This window comes from Gilvimarinus sp. 2_MG-2023, assembly GCF_030547685.1.
In the GTDB taxonomy this organism is placed as follows: domain Bacteria; phylum Pseudomonadota; class Gammaproteobacteria; order Pseudomonadales; family Cellvibrionaceae; genus Gilvimarinus.
In genome coordinates this window covers 38,472-61,317 of record NZ_JAUOQM010000021.1, presented here as the reverse complement: position 1 = coordinate 61,317, position 22,846 = coordinate 38,472, and the positions used below count along the sequence as shown (strand labels likewise).

Genomic DNA, 22,846 nt, shown 5'->3' with positions numbered 1-22,846 from the left:
AAAAAAGTGCCCGCAAATGCGGGCACTTTTGCAACTAGCGGCGTAGACCCAGTTTTTGAATCAAAGACGCGTAACGGCTGGTATCTTTCCCTTTCAGGTAGTCCAGCAGCTTACGACGCTGGTTTACCATGCGGATCAAACCGCGACGGGAGTGGTGATCCTGCTTGTGGCCGGAAAAGTGGTTTTGCAGCTTGTTGATGTTGTGGGTCAACAGGGCTACTTGCACTTCCGGTGAACCAGTGTCACCTTCTGCTTGTTGATACTCTTTTACAATTTCAGCTTTCTCTTGTGCACTTAGTGCCATGATCATTTCCTCATTACAATATGCCATACATTTACAGCCGTACCCGTGCATATTTACAGGTAGGCCAGACTGCGTACACCCGCTTGCGCAGGTGGGTTTACCGCCGTTGGCGGCAAATTCGGTTAACTTGCGGTGTTGCGATTGGCAACCAGCCGCTTGGGCGCCACACGCCCCTCTTCAATGGTGGCAACGCCTAAAAATTGTCCACTTTCACAAAAGACACGCACCATATCACCTTCTTCGCCCGCGCGATAGACCTTGGCGTCCATAACCGGATTACCCATACGGAAAAAGTGACTGCCGTCGGCGCCCAACTCAACCGAAGCTAAATGATCGATTGGTGCATCGACAGGCAGTAGGTGGTGGTCCAGAGTTTCGGCCCGGCCCTCACCGCGCTCCTCGCTCAGCGACTCCAGGCTAATGCACTGAGTCTCGTCAAAACCACCGGTGAAGGTGCGGCGCAAGGCACTGACATGCCCACCTACACCAAGAACCTCACCCAAGTCTTCGGCCATAGAGCGGATATAGGTTCCCTTGGTGCAATGCACTTCAACATCCACCTCGGCGCGAACCCCAGGGCGAAAAGCTAACAGATCGTACTCAAGAATTTCCACCTGACGAGCCTCACGCTCCACTTCAACACCCTTACGTGCCAACTTATACAGTGGCTGACCATCTTTTTTCAGTGCCGAGTACATGGGGGGAACCTGATCAATTTCACCCAGAAATTGAGTCATGGCACTGGCCACCTTTGGCTTTGTTAAGGCTGAGGCATCAACGCTTTCCAGCACCTCTCCTTCGGCGTCACCAGTGGTGGTTTTCTCACCCAAAACAAAAGTAGCTCGATAGTTCTTATCTGCATCGAGCAAAAACTGCGAAAACTTGGTCGATTCGCCAAAACAGATAGGCAATACACCTGTCGCCAACGGATCGAGACTGCCGGTATGCCCAGCCTTGGCGGCAAAAAACAAACGCTTTGCATGCTGCAAAGCGTGATTGGAGCTAACCCCCAAGGGCTTATCTAGCAACAGCACACCATCAATGGCGCGGCCTTTTCTTTTGCGCGCCATTATTCGTCCTCGTCACTTCCTTTGGCCCGATCTTCCGCCACTGCTTTATCAATCAGGGACGACAGTTCCTGCCCCCGCACGGAGGTATGGTCATACTTAAATTGCAGTTTTGGCACACTGCGCATATTCAATTCTTTAGCCAATAGTGAACGCAAAAAGCCTGAAGCTTTATTCAACACATCGGCACTGGCAAGCCCTTCGGCTTGATCGCCCCCGACCAAAGTAAAAAATACTTTGGCGTAGGCCATATCGCGGGAAACCGTAACGCCGTTGATATTAACCATACCAACGCGGGGGTCGCGAATTTCCTGTTGAATCATATTCGCCAGATACCGCTGAATGGCATCGCCGACACGATCTGATCGAAAAAATTCTCTGGCCATTTTAATTCCTGTCAATTAGAGACGACAATGCCCCGACGCATTATACGCCGAGGCATTGCGAAAGCACTCGGCGCTTTACAGCTCGCGAGCGACTTCTTTTACTTCAAACACTTCGATTTGATCGCCAACTTTAACGTCGTAGTTCTTCACACCGATACCACACTCCATACCGTTGCGAACATCGGCGACATCATCTTTAAAGCGACGCAAAGATTCGAGCTCACCTTCAAAGATCACCACGTTGTCACGCAGAACGCGAATTGGCTTATTGCGATACACGGTACCCTCGGTCACCATACAGCCAGCCACTTGACCAAACTTAGGTGAGCTAAACACTTCACGCACATCGGCAATACCGACAATCTCTTCCACCCGCTCTGGGTCCAGCATGCCAGACAATGCACTTTTCACATCGTCCAACAATTGGTAAATAATACTGTAGTAACGAATTTCAATGCTTTCTTGCTCGGCCAGACGGCGTGTTGCCCCCGATGCGCGCACATTAAAACCAATCACAATGGCATTGGACGTCATCGCCAGGTTAATGTCGTTGTCGGTAATACCACCCACACCCGACGAGATCACCTGAACTTCAACTTCTTCGTTACCAATATCAGCCAAAGAGGCCAAGATAGCTTCCAGGGAACCGCGTACATCAGCCTTCACAACCACCGACAGAATTTTAGTTTCGCCTCCATCCATATTGGCAAACATATTTTCCAGCTTAGCGGCTTGCTGACGCTGCATACGCTCTTTGCGTTCTTTCTCAGCGCGGAACTCAGCTACTTCTCGGGCTTTGCGCTCGTCTTCCAGAACCACAAATTCGTCACCCGCACTCGGTGCGTTATCCAAACCCAAAATTTCTACCGGTGACGACGGTCCTACGTGCTTAACCTGCTGCCCCATTTCGTTCATCGCCGCGCGTACGCGACCATAACTTTGACCAGCCAGTACCAGATCGCCGTGATTCAAAGTACCTTGTTGTACCAGCAATGTGGCAACCACACCGCGGCCTTTATCAACTCGCGATTCAACCACAACACCTTGAGCGGGTGCATCGGCAACGGCTTTCAACTCAAGCAGTTCAGCTTGCAGTGATACCGCTTCCAACAGTTCATCAACCCCTACGCCGGTGTGTGCTGACACTTCAATAAACTGTATGTCACCACCCCAATCTTCCGGGATCACCTCTTTAGCGACCAACTCGTTTTTCACGCGGTCTGGGTCGGCTGTTTCTTTGTCACACTTGTTGATGGCAACCACCAGTGGCACGCCAGCGGCGCGAGCGTGGGTAATCGCCTCTTCGGTTTGTGGCATAACACCGTCATCGGCTGCCACCACCAAAATAACCACATCCGTACACTGAGCACCACGAGCACGCATGGCGGTAAACGCGGCGTGGCCCGGGGTATCTAGGAACGCAACCTCACCGTGACTGGTAGGCACACGATAAGCACCAATGTGCTGAGTAATACCACCGGCTTCGCCCGAGGCAACTTTCGCTTTGCGAATATAATCCAGCAGTGACGTTTTACCGTGGTCCACGTGACCCATAACGGTGACGACTGGCGCGCGCGGCTGCTCTTCACCCTCAAGCTGAACATGCTGCTCCAGGTTGGTTTCAATATCGTTTTCACTGACCAGGCGTGCACTATGTCCTAGCTCTTCAACCACAAGTTGCGCGGTTTCTTGGTCGAGCGGCTGATTAATCGTGGCCATAACGCCCAGCTTCATCAGTTGCTTGACAACCTCACCGCCTTTGATGCTCATGCGCTGAGCCAAGTCTGACACGGTAATGGTTTCTGGCACTTCTACTTCGTGCACTCTTTTTTGCGTTGGCTTTTTAAAGCCGTGCTGGTTAGAGGCTTTGTGCGCAGCCCGGGCGGCCCGACGGCGTTGCATAAACGCCTGATCCATATCGTCATCAGCCAGCTCATACAAATCTGCTTTGGATGACTTTTTCGGGCCCATACCTTTCTTGCTGCCTTTAGAGCGCTTAGTGCGCGGCGACTCATCTTCGTCAAAATTGCCACGGCCTTTGTCTTTCTTGCGACCGTGCTTGGTGTCGGGCTTATTAGGCGCCGGCGCTTCTGCCACAGGCTTTGCGGCAGGCTTTGGCTTAGCAGCTTCTTGCTTAGATTTTTTCGACGCTTCCGCAGCAGCGGCTTGCTCTTCTCGCGCTTTTTTCAATTCTTGCTCGCGAGCGGCTTCTTCGGCTTGGCGACGCTCTTGTGCGGCGCGACGCTTCTCTTCAACATCGTCCACAAATGAACTGCGCACCGGCTCTGCAGGGACAGGCTTCTCCGCCTCCTCCGAGCTTTCTTGTGCAACGGGCTCAATTTCAGGCTCCGGCTCAACTTCAGGCTCCGGCTGAGCTTCAATCTCAGGCTCTGGGGTAGGCGCAACTTCTTCTGCCACAACAACGGGCTCAACTTCAGCAATCTCTTGCTCTTGAGCATCGTCTTCGCTCAGCAGATTTTCATCTACTTCAGGTGCGTCGTCAGTCGGCTTGCGCTTAACGTAAGTGCGTTTTTTACGCACTTCAACATTGACCGTTTTGCGACCGCTGCCACTGCCCGCCTTCAAGGTGGTTGTGGTTTTACGCTTCAGCGTAATCTTGCGAGGCTCACTGGCCGACTCGCCGTGGCTGTTTTTCAAATAGGCGAGTAATTGTTGCTTCTCATCATCAGAAACAATCTGATCTTCAGCGGTATGATTGAGCCCTGCCTCCTGCATTTGTTTAAGCAGTCGCTCAACGGGAGTTCCCACTGACTTGGCGAGTTCGCTTACTTTTACTTCTGCCATTCTATTTCCTCAGTTGTAAATTTTGCCTTCTAGCTCACACGTCTACACGTCGTTAACGTGTGGATTTAGGCAAACCAGGGCTCGCGGGCTTTCATAATCAATGCCGCCGCGCGCTCTTCATCAACACCGTCAATATCGAGTAATTCATCGATGGATTGCTCTGCCAAGTCTTCCATGGTCACAATGCCACGGCTTGCCATCTTCACCGCCAATTCGCGGTCCATGCCTTCCATCGCCACCAGGTCATCTGCAGGAGCTGCACCTTCGAGCTGCTCTTCTGATGCCAGGGCTTGTGTCAGCAGAGCATCTTTGGCTCGTGCACGCAGCTCATCGGCAACGTCTTCATCAAACCCTTCAATGGAAGCAATTTCTTCCAGAGGTACATAAGCGACCTCTTCGATACTGGTAAAGCCTTCTTCTACCAATACTTGAGCAATATCATCATCCACATCCAATGCATTAATAAACACCTGAATGTAACCGCCGGTTTCGGCTTCTTGCTTTTCTTCCCACTCTGCGGTGCTCATCACGTTGATGTCCCACCCGGTGAGCTCGCAAGCCAAGCGAACATTCTGCCCACCGCGACCAATTGCCATCGCCAGATTGTCTTCACCGACGGCCAAGTCCATCGAGTTGGCTTCTTCGTCAACCACGATCGATTCAATTTCAGCCGGAGACATGGCATTGATAACAAACTGCGCTGGGTTATCATCCCAAAGGACGATATCAACTCGCTCATTGCCAAGCTCGTTAGAAACAGCCTGTACACGCGAACCGCGCATACCAACACAAGCGCCGACTGGGTCGATACGGCCATCATTGGTGTTCACCGCAATCTTGGCACGTAAGCCAGGGTCACGGGCTGCGCCGCGCATTTCAATAATGCCTTCCGAAATTTCCGGCACTTCAATCTTAAACAACTCAACCAACATTTCTGGGCACGAGCGGCTCAAGAACAGTTGCGGACCACGAGACTCGGAACGAACATCTTGCAGCAGAGCGCGCACGCGGTCACCCATACGAAAGATTTCACGCCCAACCAATTGATCACGCGGCAATAACGCTTCGGCGTTGTTGCCCAAATCGACAATAATGCTGTCGCGGGTGACTTTCTTAACGGTGCCGTTAACCAGCTCGCCAACGCGGTCGAGGTATTCATCCACCATCTGGGCGCGCTCAGCTTCACGCACTTTCTGCACAATAACTTGCTTGGCGGTTTGGGCGGCAATACGACCAAACTCAACGTTTTCGATTTGCTCGCGATAAACGTCACCTATCTGCAAGCTCTCATCCACTTCCGCCGCTTCTTGCGTGGTCCACTGGGTGCCCAGCTCGGCCAGCACATCATCGGCCACGACTTCCCAACTGCGATGAGTAATATAATCACCCGTGGTGCGATCGATTTTTACATCGATAGTGGAGTCTTCGTCAAATCGCTTTTTGGTCGCCATCGCCAAGGCACTTTCAATGGCCTCGAAGATCACGTCCTTGTCGACACCTTTCTCGTTAGAAACGGCATCAGCGACCAGCAAAATTTCTTTGTTCATGAGTCAGCCTCTTCAACTCCTGCAGCAGATCGAGCTTTCGATCAGAACTGGGGGACAATATTTGCTTTATCGATAGATTCAATCGGCAGTAGGTACTCTTCGTTATCGACTACCAGCACGACGTCATTCTCTTCAACGGCGCTAATTACACCTTTAAATTTTCGTCTACCTTCAAAAGCGATGCGTAACTTGACGGCAGCAACACTACCCACAAATTGTTTAAATTGTTCAAGTGTGTACAACGGGCGATCCATACCCGGCGAAGACACTTCAAGCGTGTACTCTCCGGCAATTGGGTCTTCTACATCCATTAAGGCGCTTAGCTGACGACTGACTTTTTCGCAATCCTCCAGCATGACGCCTTTTTCAGCATCGATATACACCCGCAGGATTTTTTTCGGCCCGCCGGTCATATACTCAACCCCCCAGAGCTCGCACTCTAAAGCGGTGACGGTCGGTGTAAATAAGTCCACCAACTGCTGTTCTTTCGACGCCATAATTCAAATCCTGAAGCTTTAACCAGCAGGGTGATGCCCGTGGTTACCGACAGCGCCAGCTCTCGCACACAGACGCTACAAACAAAAAATGGGCCTAGAGGCCCACTTTAATACTGATGACTGCAAGTTCGAAACTTGCAGTAGTGGCACTCCACCATCTTTCAGATACAAAAAAGCCCCATGCAGGGGCCTCAGGTCGCATCCACAACGATGTGGAGCTTGGCTAAGTCATCACGATAGACGACCTGCGCCATTGAATCCAGCAATTTCTCACCGGGGGCCACCTGCTGTGGCACTGCTACTTTAACAGTAGCGACTTAACAACCAAAGGCTATTAAATCTAAATTTGGTAGCGGGGGCTGGATTCGAACCAACGACCTTCGGGTTATGAGCCCGACGAGCTACCAGGCTGCTCCACCCCGCATTCGCAACTCAGTGTCGGGCTTTGCCCTAACCGAGGACGCGCATTATAGGGAGGGGACTGCTATCGGTCAAGGGGAAATTCCGTTTAATTTTAATTGTTTGCAACTAAACGACTGAACCGACTCAAACGACCCCGTGGCGCCAAGCTATATAGAAGCTAAACAAACTCATCACCGTTAACACCATCAAAAGAAAAGCAAACAATGTCCAGACCTTAAACGGCTTGCGTTCAGTGCTGTTCACACCACGATGCAATACGCTATCCACACGCGCCTGATCTTCTGCCGATAACTTACTCGCCATTGCTGTTTCACCTTTAGGGGTTGTTCGATTTATATTTCAAAGATTACCAGCAATGAACCAGAAACTCACGCCCGCAGAAGCACGATCCACTAAGTAACAGAAATGAAGAACAATTAAAGGGAATAAAGACTACAGGATAACTTTTACCCAGGAACCTGGGAGCCTACCGATGGGCATAAGTCTTTTGGGGCGACGTTAAACTCGCTGATTCAGCAACGCGCCACTACTCGACGGCGGCTCAATCACACCGATCTCGATTAAACGGCGATTAATATCAATGTTGCGTGCACTCGCCTCGGCAAATTCACGAGCGCGCTCCTCGCGCCGCTGTTGCTCCTCGGCCTGACTTTCACGCACCTGACTAGTGTCTTCCTCTGCACCTTGCACTGAGCTTTGCTCTGATTGCTGCTCACGAGCCTCGGCCGCCGCCTCCTGTTCAACCCGACGCTCTTCTCGCTGCTGCACCTGAATCTCAGCGCGTGCCTCTACAGCCAACTGAGAGGCCCGGGCTGCCACACGGCGATCTTGGGCAGAAGGTTCAGCGGGAGCCAATGCGGCGCGCTGGACTTGTTCGGCTTTATCCAACGTCGCTTGGGGATCGCCCGGCACAGCACTGGCATCGATTCCAACTTCACCCGATACCGCATAGCTGACACCATCGGGACCTCGCTCGTACTGATAGCTAGGGGCACCGGCGTACTGCCCACCTACAGCCGCGTGGGCGCGCTCATGGGCGCGAACTTCACGATCGCGAGCAGCCAGCTCACGAATTGTTTCCTGTTGCTGCTCTAGCTCGCGGCGCTCACTGCGAGAAAGCGCCTCCCCCTCATCGGTATCGCGCTCCTCTTGCTCAGCATCACCTTCGGCAGACTCACCGTTGATACGAGTTCGTTCGCGCTCTTCCACCTCACCCGGGCGCTGCTCGGGTGAGCGCTCATTGGCACCACGAGCCGAAGCGGCGCTCTCCTCCAGCGGTTTAAAACTGGTGGATTTTAATTCTGTACTCTCTTCGCTCACAGCTTGCCGCCCCAGTGGCGCATAAGGCGTCACAGCGTTGGCAAAATTGGAGGGAAGTGAGTTAATCACAGCGCGGGCCCTTATGCTTTGGTATCGAGCAGGGTGCCGATGGCTTCGTCAGCCGCCTCAAGCACTCGCGCATTACTATCAAAGACTTGTTGCTGGGCTTGAATGTTGATCAAGGGCTCAACCACGCCTTGCGTCTGATCGCCTTGCGCAACCTGCGCCACCTGCTGAGCAGATTTAGCAATCTCAGTTTGCGAGCTTTGCAGGCCAATCAGGCTTTGATTTACCACGGAGCCAACGTCCATAAACACCTCTCAAACCATATGTAATAATGGTTTTATCCAACCACAGATCGCAATTGTTCAAAACTTAGCGACACTTATTCTTTATTTTAGCCCCTAGTGCGTACAAAAAACAATCAAAAGTGGGGTTGATAATTACTCAGGTAAGACTGCTTTGCATTAAAAACCTAGCATTAAAGCACTTGTGATTATAAAAACAGGACGCGGCAAGAAGACCAATAGAGAAAATGGGGGGTTAACTCGCCACTTCTGGCAGCGACAAATAGTGCGCTATTAGCGCTGCATTAGGCTCGGGTAAAAAAGGCACCTCACCCAGGCACGGGGCCGATAATCGGCGCTTTAAGGTGGCGATATTGTCAGCGATGCAGGCGCTGTCGGGGTCGATGATATTGGCCACCCAACCGGCCAGTGTTAGCCCGTCGCGCTCGATTGCCTCGGCAGTTAACAGGGCGTGACTGATGCACCCCAAACGTATACCCACCACCAAAATCACAGGTAGGCGCAACGCTTGCGCCAGGTCAGCCAGCGTTTGCGTTTCACTGAGCGGTACCCGCCAACCACCAGCACCCTCAACCACTGCAAAATCTGCCTGCCCTGCCAGCACCTGCTGCACTCGCGGCAGTAAGCTCGCGACACTCAATTCAATGCCCGCTTGCTGGGCGGCTATGTGCGGGGCAATGGGTGGAGCCAAGGCCACCGGATTTACCGTCTCATACGGTAAAGCCTGGGTGGACTGCGCCATCAAAGTTTGCGCATCGTCGTTGCGCAGGCCCACCTGCGTCATGTCGCACCCGGCAGCTACCGGTTTCGACGCCGCCGTGGACAGCCCTTGTTTTACCGCCAAATGCAGCAGCGCCGAAGCTACTTGGGTTTTGCCGACATCGGTATCGGTGCCGGTGACAAAGTAGTGATTCATTGCGGTTTATATGCCTGTATATAGCAAACTTGGTAGGTCACTGGCAGCCCGGATACTGTGCGCTCGCGCTCATAGGCCGCCTCCAGTTTCGCCAAACGCATACGCCCGGTCAGCCCCTTGGGCCGGCCGGTATTCACGTTGTGCGCGCCGAGTGATTTGAGCTCTGTGCTCAGCTCGCGCAAACTAGCGCAGTGCAACACAACCGGCTCTTGCTGAATATTGATATCGACGAAACCCGCCCCGAGCAACGCCTCGCGCAGCACATCAACAGTGACAAAATGATTAACGTGCACATAGCCATCGACCGCCTGCCAAGCCCGTGTGAGCTCCAACAAGGTGCCCTCGGTTAACGTTGATAGGCAAAGTTGACCACCCGGGTGCAAACTGCGTAACAACTCAGAAAACAATTGCAGTAGATCTTCACACCACTGAATAGCTAGACTGGAAAAAAAGGTATCGATACTGCCAGCGGCAAAGGGCAATGCCTCGGCATCGGCACACAGCCAGGCATCGGCAGGACGCTGGCAGCGGCGCGAGTGGGACAACATGCCCTCAGCAATATCCAGCGCCAGCAGTTCGGCGCCAGGGTTGAGCTGCCTGAGCTCAGTCAGAAAGTGACCGGTACCTGAACCCAAATCAATCACCGGGCCGGCTGATGAACGCAAGCGTGTAAGCAAGCGCTCACCCACTTGCCGCTGGAGCCGCGCCGCCGAATCATAGCTGGCGGCCGCGCGTGAAAATGATTTCGCCACCCAGCGCTTATCGAGTTGACTCGGCTGAGATCCAGCCCCCGCCGGCAGCAAAAAGGCTGTGATCAGCTGCGCTACATAAGCCGACTGATCCCAGTGTACGGCATGGCCTGCATCTGCCACACATTCCACCCGATGCAGGCGATTTAAACCGCCCAAGTCCTGCTGCGCCGAAGCGGGCACTAAACCATCGCCCTCGGCTAAAATGTGCAGACACGGCAGATTTAAGTTGTGCAACACCAAGCGCAAATCACTTTTACTCAATAGCTCCAACCCGGCCCGCCAACTAGGCAGTTGCCCGGACTCCGGCAGTTGCATCAGTGCTCTCAGGCTGCGCAAGCGGGCGCGCTCATCCCAGCTGCCCTGCGCCACTAAGCCACAAAAACGTTTTAACGTCGCCGTGGGCTCGGCGGCAAAGCCGTGACTGAACAATCGATTAACCTTGCGCTCCATGGCCTCGGGCCAGTCGGCACTGGCGACAAACTTGCCATTGACCGCAAGACTAACCACAGCATCAACCCGCGCGGGGAACCTCTCAGCATAAGTCAGCGCTAATACACCACCTAAAGACCACCCCACCAGGCAGGCCTTGACCGGCAAGCACTCAGCCAGAAACCCCATCAGCGAATCCACATCGAAAGACTCAAGGCTGGGCTGATCTCCAAAACCCGGCAGGTCGACACACCAGACATCTCTCACTTGGCGCAAAGGCTCAATCAATGGCGCCATGCTGGCCGCAGAAAAACCCCAGCCGTGAAGAAGCACAATGGGGCTAGCACCAGCAGTCGAATAAGCGGGATAAATTTGCGGCGCAATCACGACGAAGCCTTGGATGGGTCGGACAGAATATCGGCCAATGCTTGCAGTAGTCCCTCTACATGCTGGTGGGTGTGCGACGCGGTCAGGGTGACCCGCAAGCGCGCACTGCCTTCGGCGACAGTGGGCGGCCTAATCGCGCTGACCCAAAAGCCGCGTTGACGCAATTGAAAAGACATCTCTAGAGCATCGGCATCAGCGCCCACTATTATCGGCTGAATTGCCGTTTCCGAGGGCATCAAGCGCAAGCCAAGCACTTGCGCACCGGCGCGAAACTGAGCGATCAACTCAGCCAAGCGCTGCCGGCGCCAAGGTTCGTCAGTCACCAACTGCAAACTGCGGCGGCTGGCGGCCGCCACGGCAGGCGGCAGCGCCGTTGTATAAATATAAGGGCGCGCCAACTGAATCAGAGCTTCAATCAGAGTGTCGGAGCCAGCAATAAAGGCCCCAAAAGTGCCCAGCGCCTTACCCAGGGTCCCCATCAACACTGGCACATCCTGGGCATCTAGTCCCAACAACTCCGTGGTGCCTCGGCCACCTTGCCCCAGGCAACCGAAGCCGTGGGCATCATCCACCATCAACCAGGCGTTATGCTCTCGCACGAGCGCAGCTTGCTCTTGCAGCGGGGCTATATCGCCATCCATGCTGAACACTCCATCCACCGCAACCAAGGTGCGGCCAGTGTCAGCTTTCGCCAAGCGGGCGCGCAAAGAGTTTAGGTCGCTGTGCAAAAAACGGCTAAACCGAGCGCCGCTCAATAGGCCCGCATCGAGCAGCGATGCGTGATTTAACTTATCTTGCAGAATGTGATCGCCGCGCCCCACCAAGGCCGTCACGGCGCCCAAGTTGGCCATAAAACCGGTGGAAAACACCAGTGCGCGCTCGCGACCACAAAAGGCGGCCAGCTCTTGCTCCAGTGCGTGGTGCTCGGCACTGTGCCCACACACAAGGTGCGAGGCTCCACTGCCCACACCCCATTGACCGACACTCTGAGCCATCGCTGATACCACATCGGGATGGTTGGCTAGCCCCAGATAATCGTTGCTGCAAAAGGCCGTATAGACCTTGCCGTCCACCACCAAGTCGGGACCTTGCGGCGACTCGATATGAGGGCGTACGCGATAGCGACTGAGCGCGCGGCGCTCGTCGAGCACCGCCGCCAGATGTTGTTCAAACGGGTTCATGTGAGGGCGCAAGTTGCCTTTATTTGGCTGCGTCGTAGAAGAACTGGTCGTTGTGAGACGCCTCGAGGGCATCGGAAATTTGTGCGGCCACGGCGCTGTCATCGTCATGCACATGGCGCTGCTCAGGCTGAATACCCAAGCGGGAAAACAGCTGCATATCTTTATTGGACTCGGGGTTAGCCGTGGTCAATAGCTTTTCGCCGTAAAAAATGGAATTGGCACCGGCAAAAAACGTCATTGCCTGCATTTCATCGCTCATTTCTTCGCGGCCCGCCGACAGGCGCACATGGGACTCTGGCATCATGATGCGTGCCACAGCAATAGTGCGGACAAAGTCCAGTGGATCAAGGTCATCCAGTTGATCGAGCGGTGTGCCCTCGACTTTAACCAGCATATTAATCGGTACAGACTCGGGGTGGTCGGCCATATTGGCTAACTGCTGCAGCAAACCGGCGCGATCGCCCGCCTCTTCACCCATACCGACGATGCCGCCGCAACAGACTTTCATGCCCGCCGAACGCACATTGGCCAGTGTGTCCAAGCGATCTTGGTAGGTGCGAGTGGTGATAATTTCACCGTAGTATTCCGGCGAGGTATCCAAATTGTGATTGTAATAGTCGAGCCCTGCGTCGGCCAGCGACTTGGCTTGATCCTGATCCAGCATACCCAGGGTCATACAGGTTTCCAGGCCAAGGGACTTTACCTCTTGCACCATTTGGGTGACATAGGGCATATCTTTACCCTTGGGCGAGCGCCAGGCGGCCCCCATACAAAAGCGGGTCGCTCCAGAGGCCTTGGCCGCACGCGCCTCTTCTACAACTTTTTCGACCTGCATCAGTTTTTCGCGCTCAAGCCCGGTGTCGTAGCGAGCACTCTGCGGGCAGTAAGCACAATCCTCCGGGCAGGCGCCCGTTTTAATGGAGCACAAGGTACTGACCTGCACCTCATTAGGATTAAAGTGCGCCCGATGAACGGTATGCGCCTGAAACAACAAGTCGTTAAATGGCAGCGCAAACAGCGCCAATATTTCATTGCGCGTCCAATCGTGGCGCACAGCGCCAACAGGCGCATGACTGACAGGGGCGTTCATAATAAGTCCACAGTTAGTGCGCAGAGCGCAGATTAGGATTAGACTGTTTTAAAGGCTCCATAATAGAGGGCCAGCGAGCGCTGTCAACCTGAAATGGAGTTCGAGGTTAACTAATGCTATTTCACCCCCACTGTTTATTGTGCCACCAGCCCGCCCATGACCGGTTGTGCCCAGATTGCCACAACGCCCTAAGCGAGCTCTTAATTGGTCAGCGCCAATGCCAGCAGTGTGCATTGCCAATGGCCGCCGACACGCCTTTTTGCGGCGAATGCCTAGCCAAGCCCCCGGCCTTTGAGCGCGCTTTTATTCCCTTTCAATACCAGTTCCCGCTGGATTACCTGATTGGCCGTTATAAATTCAGTGGCTGCCTTGCCTCAGAAAAACTAATGACCGAGCTGTTCGCGCACTTTATCGCCCGACACGCCCCCAAGCCCGACCTTATCGTACCGACCCCACTTCACTGGCGCAGTCACATTAAGCGTGGCTATAACCAATCACAACGCCTGGCCACAGCCGCCGCTCGCGGCTTAAATATGCACATCAACACCCAAATACTCCATAAAACGCGCGCCACACCTGCCCAACACGGCCTAAAAAAGCGAGACCGCACACGAAATCTCAAACAATGTTTTGCCTGCAAACCATTGCAAGGGCAAGTGGTCGCGTTAGTCGATGACATTGTCACCACCGCCACCACAGCGCGCCAATTGAGCAAGCAACTGCGCCGCGCTGGGGCCAGCCAAGTGTATATTTGGGCCTTGGCGCGCACACCAAGCGCACGGTAAACCACTAGGTGCTGGACACAGAGCGGCCACGACAACGTACAATAGCCGTTTTACCCAACAGAGCGGCTTATGAGCGACGAAACCCAAACGGGCCACCCCTACGAAACACTGACGCCGGATCTAGTGATGGATGCTGTTGAGCATTTGGGCTACACCTGCGATGCCCGTGTATTTGCCCTCAACAGCTACGAAAACAGGGTTTACCAAGTGGGTATTGAAGAGCAGGCTCCCCTGATTGCCAAGTTCTACCGCCCCGAACGCTGGAGCAATGAGCAAATTTTGGAAGAACACCGCTTCTCTCAAGCCCTATTCGATTTGGGCGTCTCGGTAGTCCCCCCGAGCCAGTTGAATGAATCAACTCTGCATGAATACGCCGGCTTCCGTTTCGCACTCTACCCGCGCCAAGGCGGGCACGCCCCAACACTGGACAACTTCGATCATCTGCTCAGCCTCGGCCGGGCACTGGGGCGCATTCACGCCTTAGGTCAGGTCAGCCCGTTTGCCGAGCGCCCGGAACTGGACACCGAAAGTTTTGCCCAAGCCAGCTATGACTTTTTGCTGGGTAATGATTTTATCCCTCAATCGCTTATACCTGCGTATGAAACCCTGGGGCGCGATTTAATTGAACGCTGCCGCTCAATACTCGGCAAAGTGAATTACCAGCGAATCCGACTGCATGGCGACTGCCACCCAGGCAATATACTCTGGCGCGATGATACCGCTCATTTTGTCGACTTCGACGATGCGCGTAACGGGCCGGCGATACAGGATTTATGGATGCTACTGTCAGGCGACCGACCCCAGCAAACCGCTCAGCTGGCGGAAATCTTGGAGGGCTATCAAGAGTTTTGTGACTTCGACAGTGCCGAATTATTGCTTATTGAAGCTTTGCGCACACTGCGCCTTATGCACTACGCCGGTTGGCTGGCCAGACGCTGGCACGACCCAGCCTTCCCCCACAGTTTTCCCTGGTTTAACACTGAGCGCTACTGGGCCGAGCATATACTGGAGTTACGCGAGCAACTGGCTGCCCTAGACGAACCAGCCTTAAGTGTTTATTGAACACCAAGCCTAGGGCTGGATATTTCGCCGCCCACCCCCAATAATGGCAGACCATCGATTAATGTATACAGGCCTTAGGAGTTAGCATGACAACCGAGACGGCTGCCGCCAGCGCAGACCCTGTGTGGGATGAGATTCGCGAGCGCGCTTTTGAACAGGCCTCGCAAGAGCCTATGCTGGCAAGCTTTTTATACGCCACCATACTCAATCATCACTCGCTGGAAGATGCCCTCAGTTTTCACTTGGCAAACAAGTTAGAAAGCCAAGCCCTGCCCGCCATATCGGTACGCGAAGTTATAGACCATGCTCTAGCTCAAGACAGTGACATTGGTGCCGCGGTACGCGCGGATATTCAAGCCATCAATGAGCGCGACTCGGCCAGCTGTTCTCTGACCACCCCGTTTTTATTTTTTAAAGGTTTTCACGCCCTACAGGCCTACCGTGTTGCGCATTGGCTCTGGAAAAACAATCGTCACGCAATGGCGCTGTTTTTGCAAAACCGTATCTCTATGGTGTTTTCGGTGGATATCCACCCGGCCGCACAAATTGGCCGCGGCATTATGCTCGATCACGGCACCGGCATTGTGATTGGAGAAACCGCTGTGGTGGAAGATGACGTCTCCATTATGCAAGCGGTTACCCTCGGCGGCACCGGCAAAGAAACCGGCGACCGACACCCCAAAGTACGCAGCGGTGTACTTATCAGTGCAGGTGCTAAAATTCTCGGCAACATTGAAATTGGCCATTGCGCTAAAGTGGGTGCCGGTAGCGTCGTACTGCACTCCGTGCCCGCGCGTACGACCGTGGCGGGAGTGCCTGCAAAAGTGGTTGGCTCGGCCGATTGCAGCCACCCTTCTCGGGCAATGAATCACACCATTGAGCAGTAATCAAAAAAATGGCTTAACCCTTGCTTTGATTTTTAACACCACTAGGGGCGCATCACTCTAGGTAACCACTTAGTTACAGCCGCAGCTTGCCATTGACCACTGCGTCTATCGAGCGAACCATATAGCCAAACAATCGAGGGGCTTTAGTCACTTGCTATACACCTCACACCGAGAGGGACACGCAAAACGCACAGGACGATGGCTACTTGTTTTTTTATTAACGGCTTTTGCCGTATTTAGCCATGGGCAAGTTTCCGATAACGCAATAAATGTCGCTGTAGCCAATGACATTTTGGCTGACTATCAACTCTTTTTAGATGGCCGTAACCCGCTTACCGTTAAAGATTACAGTGGCACACACAGTCGACGCGATGTCATTGAGGTCATTCTATTCCAACAAGCACTGGCTGCTGGTGGGTTTGAAGGTCAGATAAATTTTGTCCCGGAGATTTCTTACCGTCGCTCATTACGACAATTAATATCAGGGCAAATTATCAGCACTGGCACCACTAAGTGGTACCTCGACTTCGAACCTTTAAAACAACATCTTTTCATCACTACGCCTTTGATCCGCGACGGTGAATTTCTCGTCGGCCTCTATCATTTAGAGTCCCGCCCTGAGCTGGCCCAACTAACCATCGCCAATATTACCGAGCACCCCATCATAACCAGCCTGCAGTGGCGGGCCGACATCAACGCCATCACCACTGCCGGCTTTAACAATGTTGTCTACGGCTCTGATTGGCGATCTATGCTGCGAATGTTACAGGCAGGACGCGGCGATATCATTGCGGCGCCCTTCCCCAACAGCGCCAACCTGGCGATGGAGGCAGATGAGGACACACTGACTCCCGTTCAGAATATACGCTTACATATACCCGGCCAGCGCCACTGGCTCGTCAGTCAAACTCACCCTCAAGGACAACATTTATTTCAAGCATTACAAAAAGGGCTTTCAGCATTGCGCGAACAGGGCACAGTTATCCGAGCTTATCGACAAGCTGGCTTCTTTAATAATAAAACACAGCATTGGGCTATACTGCCGCCCACCATAAAACCTGCAGATCTGTCATTTGATTAGCACACATCCACTTGCGCACCTAATTTGACCCACCCACAGTGCAGCCGCTCCATTTAGGCGCATAGATTCACGGTATCGCCAACGGCATGCACCGCTACAGGTGGATTTTATTGTTGGCGGCATTATTGCTTGTATCTTGTACTGCTCATATTGCAATACACTAAAAATGACTGCCCGAGGCCCTTAATGCAATACAGTAAGCCCATGATAGATTTAATATTAGAGCTGCGCCGTCGCGCACCATCGAGCCTCAAGCCGGGTATAAAACTGGCTAACCCTGAGGTACTCAATGAACTTATTAGTCACTACCCCGACTCCAAAGACAATGTCACTCGTGCGCTTATCAAAGAATTATTAATGATGGCTGGCGACACTTGGTTGCAGCGCCTTAATGCCCCCAAAGTCCCAGATCAGCCAGCCTCTCGATCGCAAGTCAAGGTCTATCGCGGACAAGTCAGTCTGAACACGGTACCCAGCCCAGATTACACGTCAAACCACGCACAACCGCAGCATAAAACCAGAATTTATCGCGGGCAGGTTATTTACGATTAAAACTCTGTGAGCTCAGCACAAAACTGCAAGTCCGTTATAATTAAGGAGTGACCCTCAACTATTATGACCGGAGGCGATTTGTGGCCACCCCCCTCTTGCAAAGCCGTCGCCCTCTAGCGCTGCTATGTACGCTTTGGTTGCTTACTGCTGCGCCTGAATTAATTGCCGAAGCCTCCCGCATAACCGCCACCACTGACATCCTAAGCGATTACGACCTGTTCACCGCGGGCCGTGACCCAACCGAGATAGATTATTATGGCGGAGAGGGTGCCAGAAGAGACGTGATAGAACTGGTGCTCTTACATCAAGCACTGCACTTGGGCGGATATCACAAACCATTAGAGATCGTGCCTGAGGAAAATTACCGGCGAACTTTGCACCAAGTGGCGGCAGGGGAACTTATAAGCTCTGGTGCGTTAACCTGGAAAGCCGACACCCACGATCTGGGTAAAGATATATTATTATCAGATCCGGTCATTGAAAACGGCGACTTTCAAGTCGGCTTGTATACCGCTCATAACAATCAAAAAGCACTTAACACCGAACGCCAAGCACTTGCCACTCTTAAAGTCGTCAGCAACACCCATTGGAAAACCGACATACAAACCCTGCAACAATTGGGTTTCGACAATATCTACTTAACCAATACCTGGGTATCCATGGTGCGAATGTTGGCAGCTCACCGTGCGGATATCACTCTAGCGCCATTTCAACCGGGTAATAATATGGCGATTAACCAAAGCGAAGGACGGCTGATTCCCATACCCGGCATCAAAGTGGCATTGACCGGTAGTCGCCACTGGATCGTTAGCGCTAAACACCCCGAGGGAGACTCCTACTTCGTCGCACTACAGAAGGGGTTGGCACAGTTAAAAGCCAGCGGCACGCTGGAGAGGGCTTACCGGGAAAGCGGTTTTCATCACCCTCAAATAGCACACTGGAAGGTTCTGAAATAACCAAGGTGTTACAACGCAGCAATAAAGGCAGCCGCAAACAGCCCCCCTACATTTTTGATGTCATTATTGTTAAGCCAGCTCCCCCCGTATCCTTTCGATCAGTTTTTTGGTCGCCCGTATGCCATCTTCGGCTGACAGCTCATGACCTTCGTACTCGATGCCAACATAGCCCCTATAATCGGCCGCTTTAATAATATTAAAGATGCGCTGAAAATTAATTTGGGATTCATTGCCTTCGCTATCAAACCGATACGCTTTTGCACTCACCGCGCCGGCATAGGGCATCAACTCGGCAATACCTTGATAAATATCGTATTCTTTTACACAAGGCGAATCCCACAAGTCGCCACTGGCGCGCTGATAACAAAAATTGCCGAAGTCGGGCATAGACCCACAAAACGGTGAACCCACTTGTGCCAATACGCCCGCCAGCTTGGCACCGTGTGATGAAAACCCCCCGTGATTCTCCACCAATATTTTTATTCCCATGGTGGCCGAGAACTCACTTAACTCAGATAAACTCTGTACCGAAGAGCGATGCCAATCCTCGGCCCGCCCAGAACCATGTAAGTTCACCCGAATACTATGGCAGCCTAAGTGTGCGGCCGCCTCGACCCATTTATAATGGTTGCTTACCGCCTGGCGACGACGTTTATCATCCACCACCGACAAATCGCCTTCTCCGTCTACCATGATCAGCAAACTTTTCACATTGTGATCGGCCGCGCGCTGATTCAATGCCGTTAAAAAAACAGAGTCCGTGGCCTTATCCATAAAAAACTGATTCACATACTCCACCGCACCAATATCAAAGCTGGTACGAGCCACAGCGGGAAAATCCAGCGTGCTTAAGGATTTATCAAAAAAAGATTTATTAAGGGACCATTGCGCCAAAGAAATATCAAAATGGTAGGGTTTGGGGGCAACCGCCCAAGTTGGCGCCCCACCCGCCAAGACACTACCTGCAAATATGGAGCCTAGCCCAGCCAAGCATTGGCGACGAGACATCTGCGCCATAAATTTACCTCGATCGTTGAATTATTATTTATCACACCAGCATGCAGAACATTTTACCTTAATTTTCTCAATGCCACTGGCGATTTTCTGAAAACTGCGGACGAAGAAATTCCATCTGATCACCGCGAATCCGCTCTGAGTTGGTCAAAGCTAGATACTCAGCAATATTAGGGCGAAATGGCAAGGCTAATAGCTGCATATCAATATCCTGCAACAAATGATTGCTCTTACGTTGATTGCAACGTTTGCAGGCCGAAACCACATTTTGCCAAATATCTTTACCACCACGACTGAGAGGGTGGACATGATCGCGCGACAGCAAACCTGTGGTAAAGGTCTTACCACAGTATAAACACAAGTGGTCATCGCGGGCGAACAGTGCGCGGTTGGTTAAGGGGGGAATGTGCCGATAACGAGCAATGCGACTTCCGCCGCAGGCAATAATGGCTGGCAAGGTAATTTGTGAACGAAGATGACTACAGCGGGCGTAACCGCCCACCACGTTGCGAACCGGGCCGCCTAAACTCCAAGCCACCAAGTCACGAGCATAGAGGCAAACCGCGTCCTGCCAATGCAGCCATTCTATCGGCTGCCCGGCAATATTAAGCCGCAATATCCTCTCGTCCATGGGCACCTCCTGTCGTTTTCACCACGGATGTGATGCAGGATTGGCAAAAGACCTGACAAACTCGCCATACACACTACTGTGTCGAATAACTGTGACGCTAGTGTGTCAAATGTACCGTGTTTTGCTCGAGTTGCCTACTCAATTAAGAGCCCTTTAATCACCCGTCGCAAAGACTACCGACTCAATTAAGTATTACCCTCGGGGGACTGATCCACACTCGCCTGACCGGAGGTCAATAATCGTATATGATCGATAAGCGCGGCCACGCGATCTTCAGCCAGGCAAACACTAAGACTGACACCTTCAGCATAGGCAACGTCTTCTAATGTGGCTTGCTGTTCATTAAGCGCTAGGCGAATTTTTTGCTCATACGCGAAAGGTGCGTCAATTTTTAACGATTGCTGCGGTACCACCTGACGCAGTGTTGCGATGTCAACCGCTTGGGAAACACTGGCGCCGTAAGCTCGCACTAAACCACCCGCCCCTAACTTTACTCCACCAAAAGTACGCACCACAACAGCCAAACAGTTGCCCACCTGGCGATGAGTGAGCACATTTAAAATGGGTTTTCCGGCTGTACCCGAGGGCTCGCCATCGTCGCTAAAGGCGACTAATTTGGGCTGCTGGGCGCTACCGACGATATACGCCCAGCAATAGTGGCTGGCCCCTGGGTGGGCTTGCCTTATTTCATTCAGCACTGCCATGGCATCCTCACGGCTTTCTACCGGCGTAAGGATAGCAGTAAAAGTACTGCGTTTTTCTTCATAAAGATAACGACACGCCTGAGCCAGCGCTTGATACGATTGGGCCATCTCTGCCTCAGCTTGAGTATTTAAAATCGATTATCTCATGTTCTACCTGTTCCGACCGAGCGCACCTACCCCGAGTTTTCCTCCGACAGTCGCCCCCGCATAATTGAGACCAACAGCGCCAAACCGACAAACGTCATGGATAACTCCAGAGCCTGCAAAAAAGTCGACAATATCGGCTGCGCGAGTGCTTTACTCAAGGTTCGCTCGCCAATATACGAATAAACGATTAAGTTAACCAAGCTCATCCCGACCAAATTGCCGCTAACCCGTGCCAAATTTAACGTCGCCGAGGCGACGCCTGCCTCGGAGGCACTCACCGCCTGCATCGCCGCGTGATTATTGGGACTGGAGAAAAAACCAAACCCGACCCCGACTAACGCCAGTGCCACGCTGATATAGATAGCCGTACTTCCGAGCTGTAGTCGATGCAGCAGGTACAAGCCTAGCAATGTCATCACGCAACCCACTGAGGTTAATATTCGCGCCGAGATAAAATCGGCCAATTTACCCGCAAATGGTGCCACGCAGGCCATAGCTAAAGCCTGCGAGAGCATAACCTGCCCGGCATTGGCCGCACTCAACCCAAGTACATATTGTAAATACAGGCTGAGCAAAAAACCCAATGGGTAACTGGAGGCGTACATCAACACCGCTGCCACTAATGACAGGGAAAAGAACTTGGACTCTGTGAACATTTGCACACGAATCAGCGGCGCTTTAGAGCGCACTTGTAATACCACAAATCCAGTAAAAAACAGCACCGATGCCAACAAGGTCGCTATGCCTTGCCAGCTCGGCAGATGAGTAAAGCCTAATACTAATGTCACCGCCCACGCCGCCAACAGTAAAGCGCCCGGCCAATCGAAACGCCCTCCACTGGCCTCGCGCCATTCATCAGTTACGCGCCAATACGACAGTGCCAGTACCACCGCAACCAGCGGCAAAGGCATTAAGAACACATAGCGCCACCCCCAAAACTGGGTAACCCACCCCCCTAAAGCGGGCGCCAGCGTTAAACCTAAGTAGATACAGGCGGCGTTTAACCCCAGAGGCAAACCTCGACGGTGAGACGGAAAAACTGAGATTAGCATGGCCATACTGGTCGCGAAGATCATCGCCGAGCCGGTGCCCTGCATAAATCTCATGGCGAGCAACCACAACATATCAGTAGCAAAAAAAGCGCTGATGCCGGCGAGAGCATTAATTACTATGCCCAACTGAAAAACACGCTTTCTGCCCCAAATGTCGGCCAGCTTACCAGCGGGTAGCATGCAGACGATATTGGCCACCAAGACGGCGGTGGGAATCCAGCTGACCAAAATACCATTGGCCGACAGCTCTTCGGCCAAGGCTGGTATCGCCACATTGACAGAGGCCATGCCCAGCGGGGCAATAAAAGCACCCAAACAGACCATAATCAGCACTGACCAGCGCGAAGTCGACTCATCTGGATTGGATGTTTGTCTCACAAAACCCCATCGTGCAGTTATAAAACGGACAACCACAAAAAAGCCGGCGCTGCGCTATGCATAACACCGGCTTTTTATTGTGATTTTTTAGTCGTTCTATTTAACCATACTCTGGGCGGGTTGCGGGGAAATCTACCTCTACGGCTCCATACCACCTTAGCAAACGACAAGATAAACCGGCACTT

Annotated in this window: 23 protein-coding genes and 1 tRNA gene; 6 read left to right on the top strand and 18 right to left on the bottom strand. The window is 52.8% G+C overall.

The genetic code is table 11. From position 1 onward, the window contains the following. Nucleotides 1-34: 34 nt before the first annotated feature. The 14 genes from rpsO to bioB form a co-directional block, all read right to left on the bottom strand. Nucleotides 35-304, bottom strand: coding sequence for a 30S ribosomal protein S15 (gene rpsO, locus Q4526_RS04785; protein WP_215975762.1), 270 nt, complete (start codon nt 302-304; stop codon nt 35-37). Between the two features lie 122 nt (nt 305-426). Further along, nucleotides 427-1,374, bottom strand: coding sequence for a tRNA pseudouridine(55) synthase TruB (gene truB / locus Q4526_RS04780; RefSeq protein ID WP_215975761.1), 948 nt, complete (start codon nt 1,372-1,374; stop codon nt 427-429). Further along, entirely contained in the window at nt 1,374-1,757 is a 384-nt protein-coding gene (gene rbfA, locus Q4526_RS04775) for a 30S ribosome-binding factor RbfA (RefSeq protein ID WP_215975760.1), read from the bottom strand. Before rbfA ends, truB begins: the two co-directional genes overlap by 1 nt. Nucleotides 1,758-1,832: 75 nt before the next feature. Beyond that, on the bottom strand, nt 1,833-4,562 hold the full coding sequence (gene infB / locus Q4526_RS04770; protein ID WP_215975759.1) for a translation initiation factor IF-2: 2,730 nt from the start codon (nt 4,560-4,562) through the stop codon (nt 1,833-1,835). A 65-nt stretch (nt 4,563-4,627) separates the two neighbouring features. Then, nucleotides 4,628-6,109, bottom strand: coding sequence for a transcription termination factor NusA (gene nusA, locus Q4526_RS04765; protein ID WP_215975758.1), 1,482 nt, complete (start codon nt 6,107-6,109; stop codon nt 4,628-4,630). 41 nt (nt 6,110-6,150) lie between these two features. After that, on the bottom strand, nt 6,151-6,606 hold the full coding sequence (rimP, locus tag Q4526_RS04760; RefSeq protein ID WP_215975757.1) for a ribosome maturation factor RimP: 456 nt from the start codon (nt 6,604-6,606) through the stop codon (nt 6,151-6,153). Nucleotides 6,607-6,953: 347 nt separating this feature from the next. Further along, a tRNA-Met gene (locus Q4526_RS04755) sits at nt 6,954-7,030 on the bottom strand. Nucleotides 7,031-7,152: 122 nt separating this feature from the next. Next, nucleotides 7,153-7,332 (bottom strand): DUF3094 family protein, encoded by a 180-nt coding sequence (locus Q4526_RS04750; protein ID WP_215975756.1) that lies wholly within the window; start codon nt 7,330-7,332, stop codon nt 7,153-7,155. Nucleotides 7,333-7,527: 195 nt separating this feature from the next. Beyond that, nucleotides 7,528-8,418, bottom strand: coding sequence for a putative metalloprotease CJM1_0395 family protein (locus Q4526_RS04745; RefSeq protein ID WP_215975755.1), 891 nt, complete (start codon nt 8,416-8,418; stop codon nt 7,528-7,530). An 11-nt stretch (nt 8,419-8,429) separates the two neighbouring features. Continuing rightward, complete coding sequence (locus Q4526_RS04740) at nt 8,430-8,660, bottom strand: hypothetical protein (protein ID WP_215975754.1); 231 nt, start codon at nt 8,658-8,660, stop codon at nt 8,430-8,432. 232 nt (nt 8,661-8,892) lie between these two features. Further along, a complete protein-coding gene (bioD, locus tag Q4526_RS04735) occupies nt 8,893-9,573 on the bottom strand; it encodes a dethiobiotin synthase (RefSeq protein WP_215975753.1) in 681 nt (226 codons plus the stop codon). Beyond that, nucleotides 9,570-11,141 (bottom strand): malonyl-ACP O-methyltransferase BioC, encoded by a 1,572-nt coding sequence (gene bioC / locus Q4526_RS04730; protein WP_215975752.1) that lies wholly within the window; start codon nt 11,139-11,141, stop codon nt 9,570-9,572. The genes bioD and bioC overlap by 4 nt, the downstream gene beginning before the upstream one ends. Beyond that, nucleotides 11,138-12,322: an 8-amino-7-oxononanoate synthase gene (gene bioF / locus Q4526_RS04725; RefSeq protein WP_215975751.1), complete on the bottom strand. Its 1,185-nt coding sequence runs from the start codon at nt 12,320-12,322 to the stop codon at nt 11,138-11,140. Before bioF ends, bioC begins: the two co-directional genes overlap by 4 nt. Nucleotides 12,323-12,341: 19 nt before the next feature. Continuing rightward, nucleotides 12,342-13,412, bottom strand: coding sequence for a biotin synthase BioB (bioB, locus tag Q4526_RS04720; protein WP_215975750.1), 1,071 nt, complete (start codon nt 13,410-13,412; stop codon nt 12,342-12,344). A gap of 113 nt (nt 13,413-13,525) precedes the next feature. Here bioB and Q4526_RS04715 point away from each other — a divergent pair, with 113 nt between their 5' ends. The 6 genes from Q4526_RS04715 to Q4526_RS04690 all read left to right on the top strand — a co-directional run bounded on the left by Q4526_RS04715 (nt 13,526) and on the right by Q4526_RS04690 (nt 18,735). Beyond that, nucleotides 13,526-14,197 (top strand): ComF family protein, encoded by a 672-nt coding sequence (locus Q4526_RS04715; RefSeq protein ID WP_215975749.1) that lies wholly within the window; start codon nt 13,526-13,528, stop codon nt 14,195-14,197. Nucleotides 14,198-14,266: 69 nt separating this feature from the next. Further along, nucleotides 14,267-15,259, top strand: a complete 993-nt coding sequence (locus tag Q4526_RS04710) for a serine/threonine protein kinase (protein WP_215975748.1) — start codon at nt 14,267-14,269, stop codon at nt 15,257-15,259. An 86-nt stretch (nt 15,260-15,345) separates the two neighbouring features. Further along, nucleotides 15,346-16,146: a serine O-acetyltransferase gene (gene cysE, locus Q4526_RS04705; RefSeq protein WP_215975747.1), complete on the top strand. Its 801-nt coding sequence runs from the start codon at nt 15,346-15,348 to the stop codon at nt 16,144-16,146. 292 nt (nt 16,147-16,438) lie between these two features. Further along, entirely contained in the window at nt 16,439-17,227 is a 789-nt protein-coding gene (locus Q4526_RS04700; RefSeq protein WP_215975746.1) for a hypothetical protein, read from the top strand. Nucleotides 17,228-17,431: 204 nt separating this feature from the next. Continuing rightward, nucleotides 17,432-17,779: a hypothetical protein gene (locus Q4526_RS04695; protein WP_303609536.1), complete on the top strand. Its 348-nt coding sequence runs from the start codon at nt 17,432-17,434 to the stop codon at nt 17,777-17,779. Nucleotides 17,780-17,859: 80 nt separating this feature from the next. Then, nucleotides 17,860-18,735, top strand: a complete 876-nt coding sequence (locus Q4526_RS04690) for a transporter substrate-binding domain-containing protein (RefSeq protein ID WP_215975744.1) — start codon at nt 17,860-17,862, stop codon at nt 18,733-18,735. A gap of 69 nt (nt 18,736-18,804) precedes the next feature. Here the strand turns inward: Q4526_RS04690 and Q4526_RS04685 are convergent, their stop codons facing one another. From Q4526_RS04685 to Q4526_RS04670, 4 genes are all read right to left on the bottom strand, one after another. Continuing rightward, nucleotides 18,805-19,752 (bottom strand): sugar phosphate isomerase/epimerase, encoded by a 948-nt coding sequence (locus Q4526_RS04685; protein WP_215975743.1) that lies wholly within the window; start codon nt 19,750-19,752, stop codon nt 18,805-18,807. 67 nt (nt 19,753-19,819) lie between these two features. Then, nucleotides 19,820-20,380 carry an HNH endonuclease gene (locus tag Q4526_RS04680; protein WP_215975742.1) on the bottom strand — a complete coding sequence of 187 codons (561 nt, stop codon included), beginning with the start codon at nt 20,378-20,380 and terminating at the stop codon, nt 19,820-19,822. 185 nt (nt 20,381-20,565) lie between these two features. Beyond that, nucleotides 20,566-21,192 carry a YigZ family protein gene (locus tag Q4526_RS04675; RefSeq protein WP_215975741.1) on the bottom strand — a complete coding sequence of 209 codons (627 nt, stop codon included), beginning with the start codon at nt 21,190-21,192 and terminating at the stop codon, nt 20,566-20,568. A gap of 65 nt (nt 21,193-21,257) precedes the next feature. Continuing rightward, nucleotides 21,258-22,661 carry an MFS transporter gene (locus Q4526_RS04670; RefSeq protein WP_303609535.1) on the bottom strand — a complete coding sequence of 468 codons (1,404 nt, stop codon included), beginning with the start codon at nt 22,659-22,661 and terminating at the stop codon, nt 21,258-21,260. Nucleotides 22,662-22,846 lie beyond the last annotated feature (185 nt).

Bases quoted from the DNA above. Each gene is read 5' to 3' on its own strand.
- Q4526_RS04680 (WP_215975742.1), bottom strand. From the start codon at position 20,380: ATGGACGAGAGGATATTGCGGCTTAATATTGCCGGGCAGCCGATAGAA.
- Q4526_RS04750 (WP_215975756.1), bottom strand. From the start codon at position 7,332: ATGGCGAGTAAGTTATCGGCAGAAGATCAGGCGCGTGTGGATAGCGTA.
- Q4526_RS04695 (WP_303609536.1), top strand. From the start codon at position 17,432: ATGATAGATTTAATATTAGAGCTGCGCCGTCGCGCACCATCGAGCCTC.
- Q4526_RS04715 (WP_215975749.1), top strand. From the start codon at position 13,526: ATGCTATTTCACCCCCACTGTTTATTGTGCCACCAGCCCGCCCATGAC.
- Q4526_RS04675 (WP_215975741.1), bottom strand. From the start codon at position 21,192: ATGGCCCAATCGTATCAAGCGCTGGCTCAGGCGTGTCGTTATCTTTAT.
- Q4526_RS04740 (WP_215975754.1), bottom strand. From the start codon at position 8,660: ATGGACGTTGGCTCCGTGGTAAATCAAAGCCTGATTGGCCTGCAAAGC.
- rpsO (WP_215975762.1), bottom strand. From the start codon at position 304: ATGGCACTAAGTGCACAAGAGAAAGCTGAAATTGTAAAAGAGTATCAA.
- bioB (WP_215975750.1), bottom strand. From the start codon at position 13,412: ATGAACGCCCCTGTCAGTCATGCGCCTGTTGGCGCTGTGCGCCACGAT.
- bioD (WP_215975753.1), bottom strand. From the start codon at position 9,573: ATGAATCACTACTTTGTCACCGGCACCGATACCGATGTCGGCAAAACC.
- bioF (WP_215975751.1), bottom strand. From the start codon at position 12,322: ATGAACCCGTTTGAACAACATCTGGCGGCGGTGCTCGACGAGCGCCGC.
- truB (WP_215975761.1), bottom strand. From the start codon at position 1,374: ATGGCGCGCAAAAGAAAAGGCCGCGCCATTGATGGTGTGCTGTTGCTA.
- rimP (WP_215975757.1), bottom strand. From the start codon at position 6,606: ATGGCGTCGAAAGAACAGCAGTTGGTGGACTTATTTACACCGACCGTC.
- Q4526_RS04710 (WP_215975748.1), top strand. From the start codon at position 14,267: ATGAGCGACGAAACCCAAACGGGCCACCCCTACGAAACACTGACGCCG.
- Q4526_RS04685 (WP_215975743.1), bottom strand. From the start codon at position 19,752: ATGGCGCAGATGTCTCGTCGCCAATGCTTGGCTGGGCTAGGCTCCATA.
- cysE (WP_215975747.1), top strand. From the start codon at position 15,346: ATGACAACCGAGACGGCTGCCGCCAGCGCAGACCCTGTGTGGGATGAG.
- rbfA (WP_215975760.1), bottom strand. From the start codon at position 1,757: ATGGCCAGAGAATTTTTTCGATCAGATCGTGTCGGCGATGCCATTCAG.
- nusA (WP_215975758.1), bottom strand. From the start codon at position 6,109: ATGAACAAAGAAATTTTGCTGGTCGCTGATGCCGTTTCTAACGAGAAA.
- infB (WP_215975759.1), bottom strand. From the start codon at position 4,562: ATGGCAGAAGTAAAAGTAAGCGAACTCGCCAAGTCAGTGGGAACTCCC.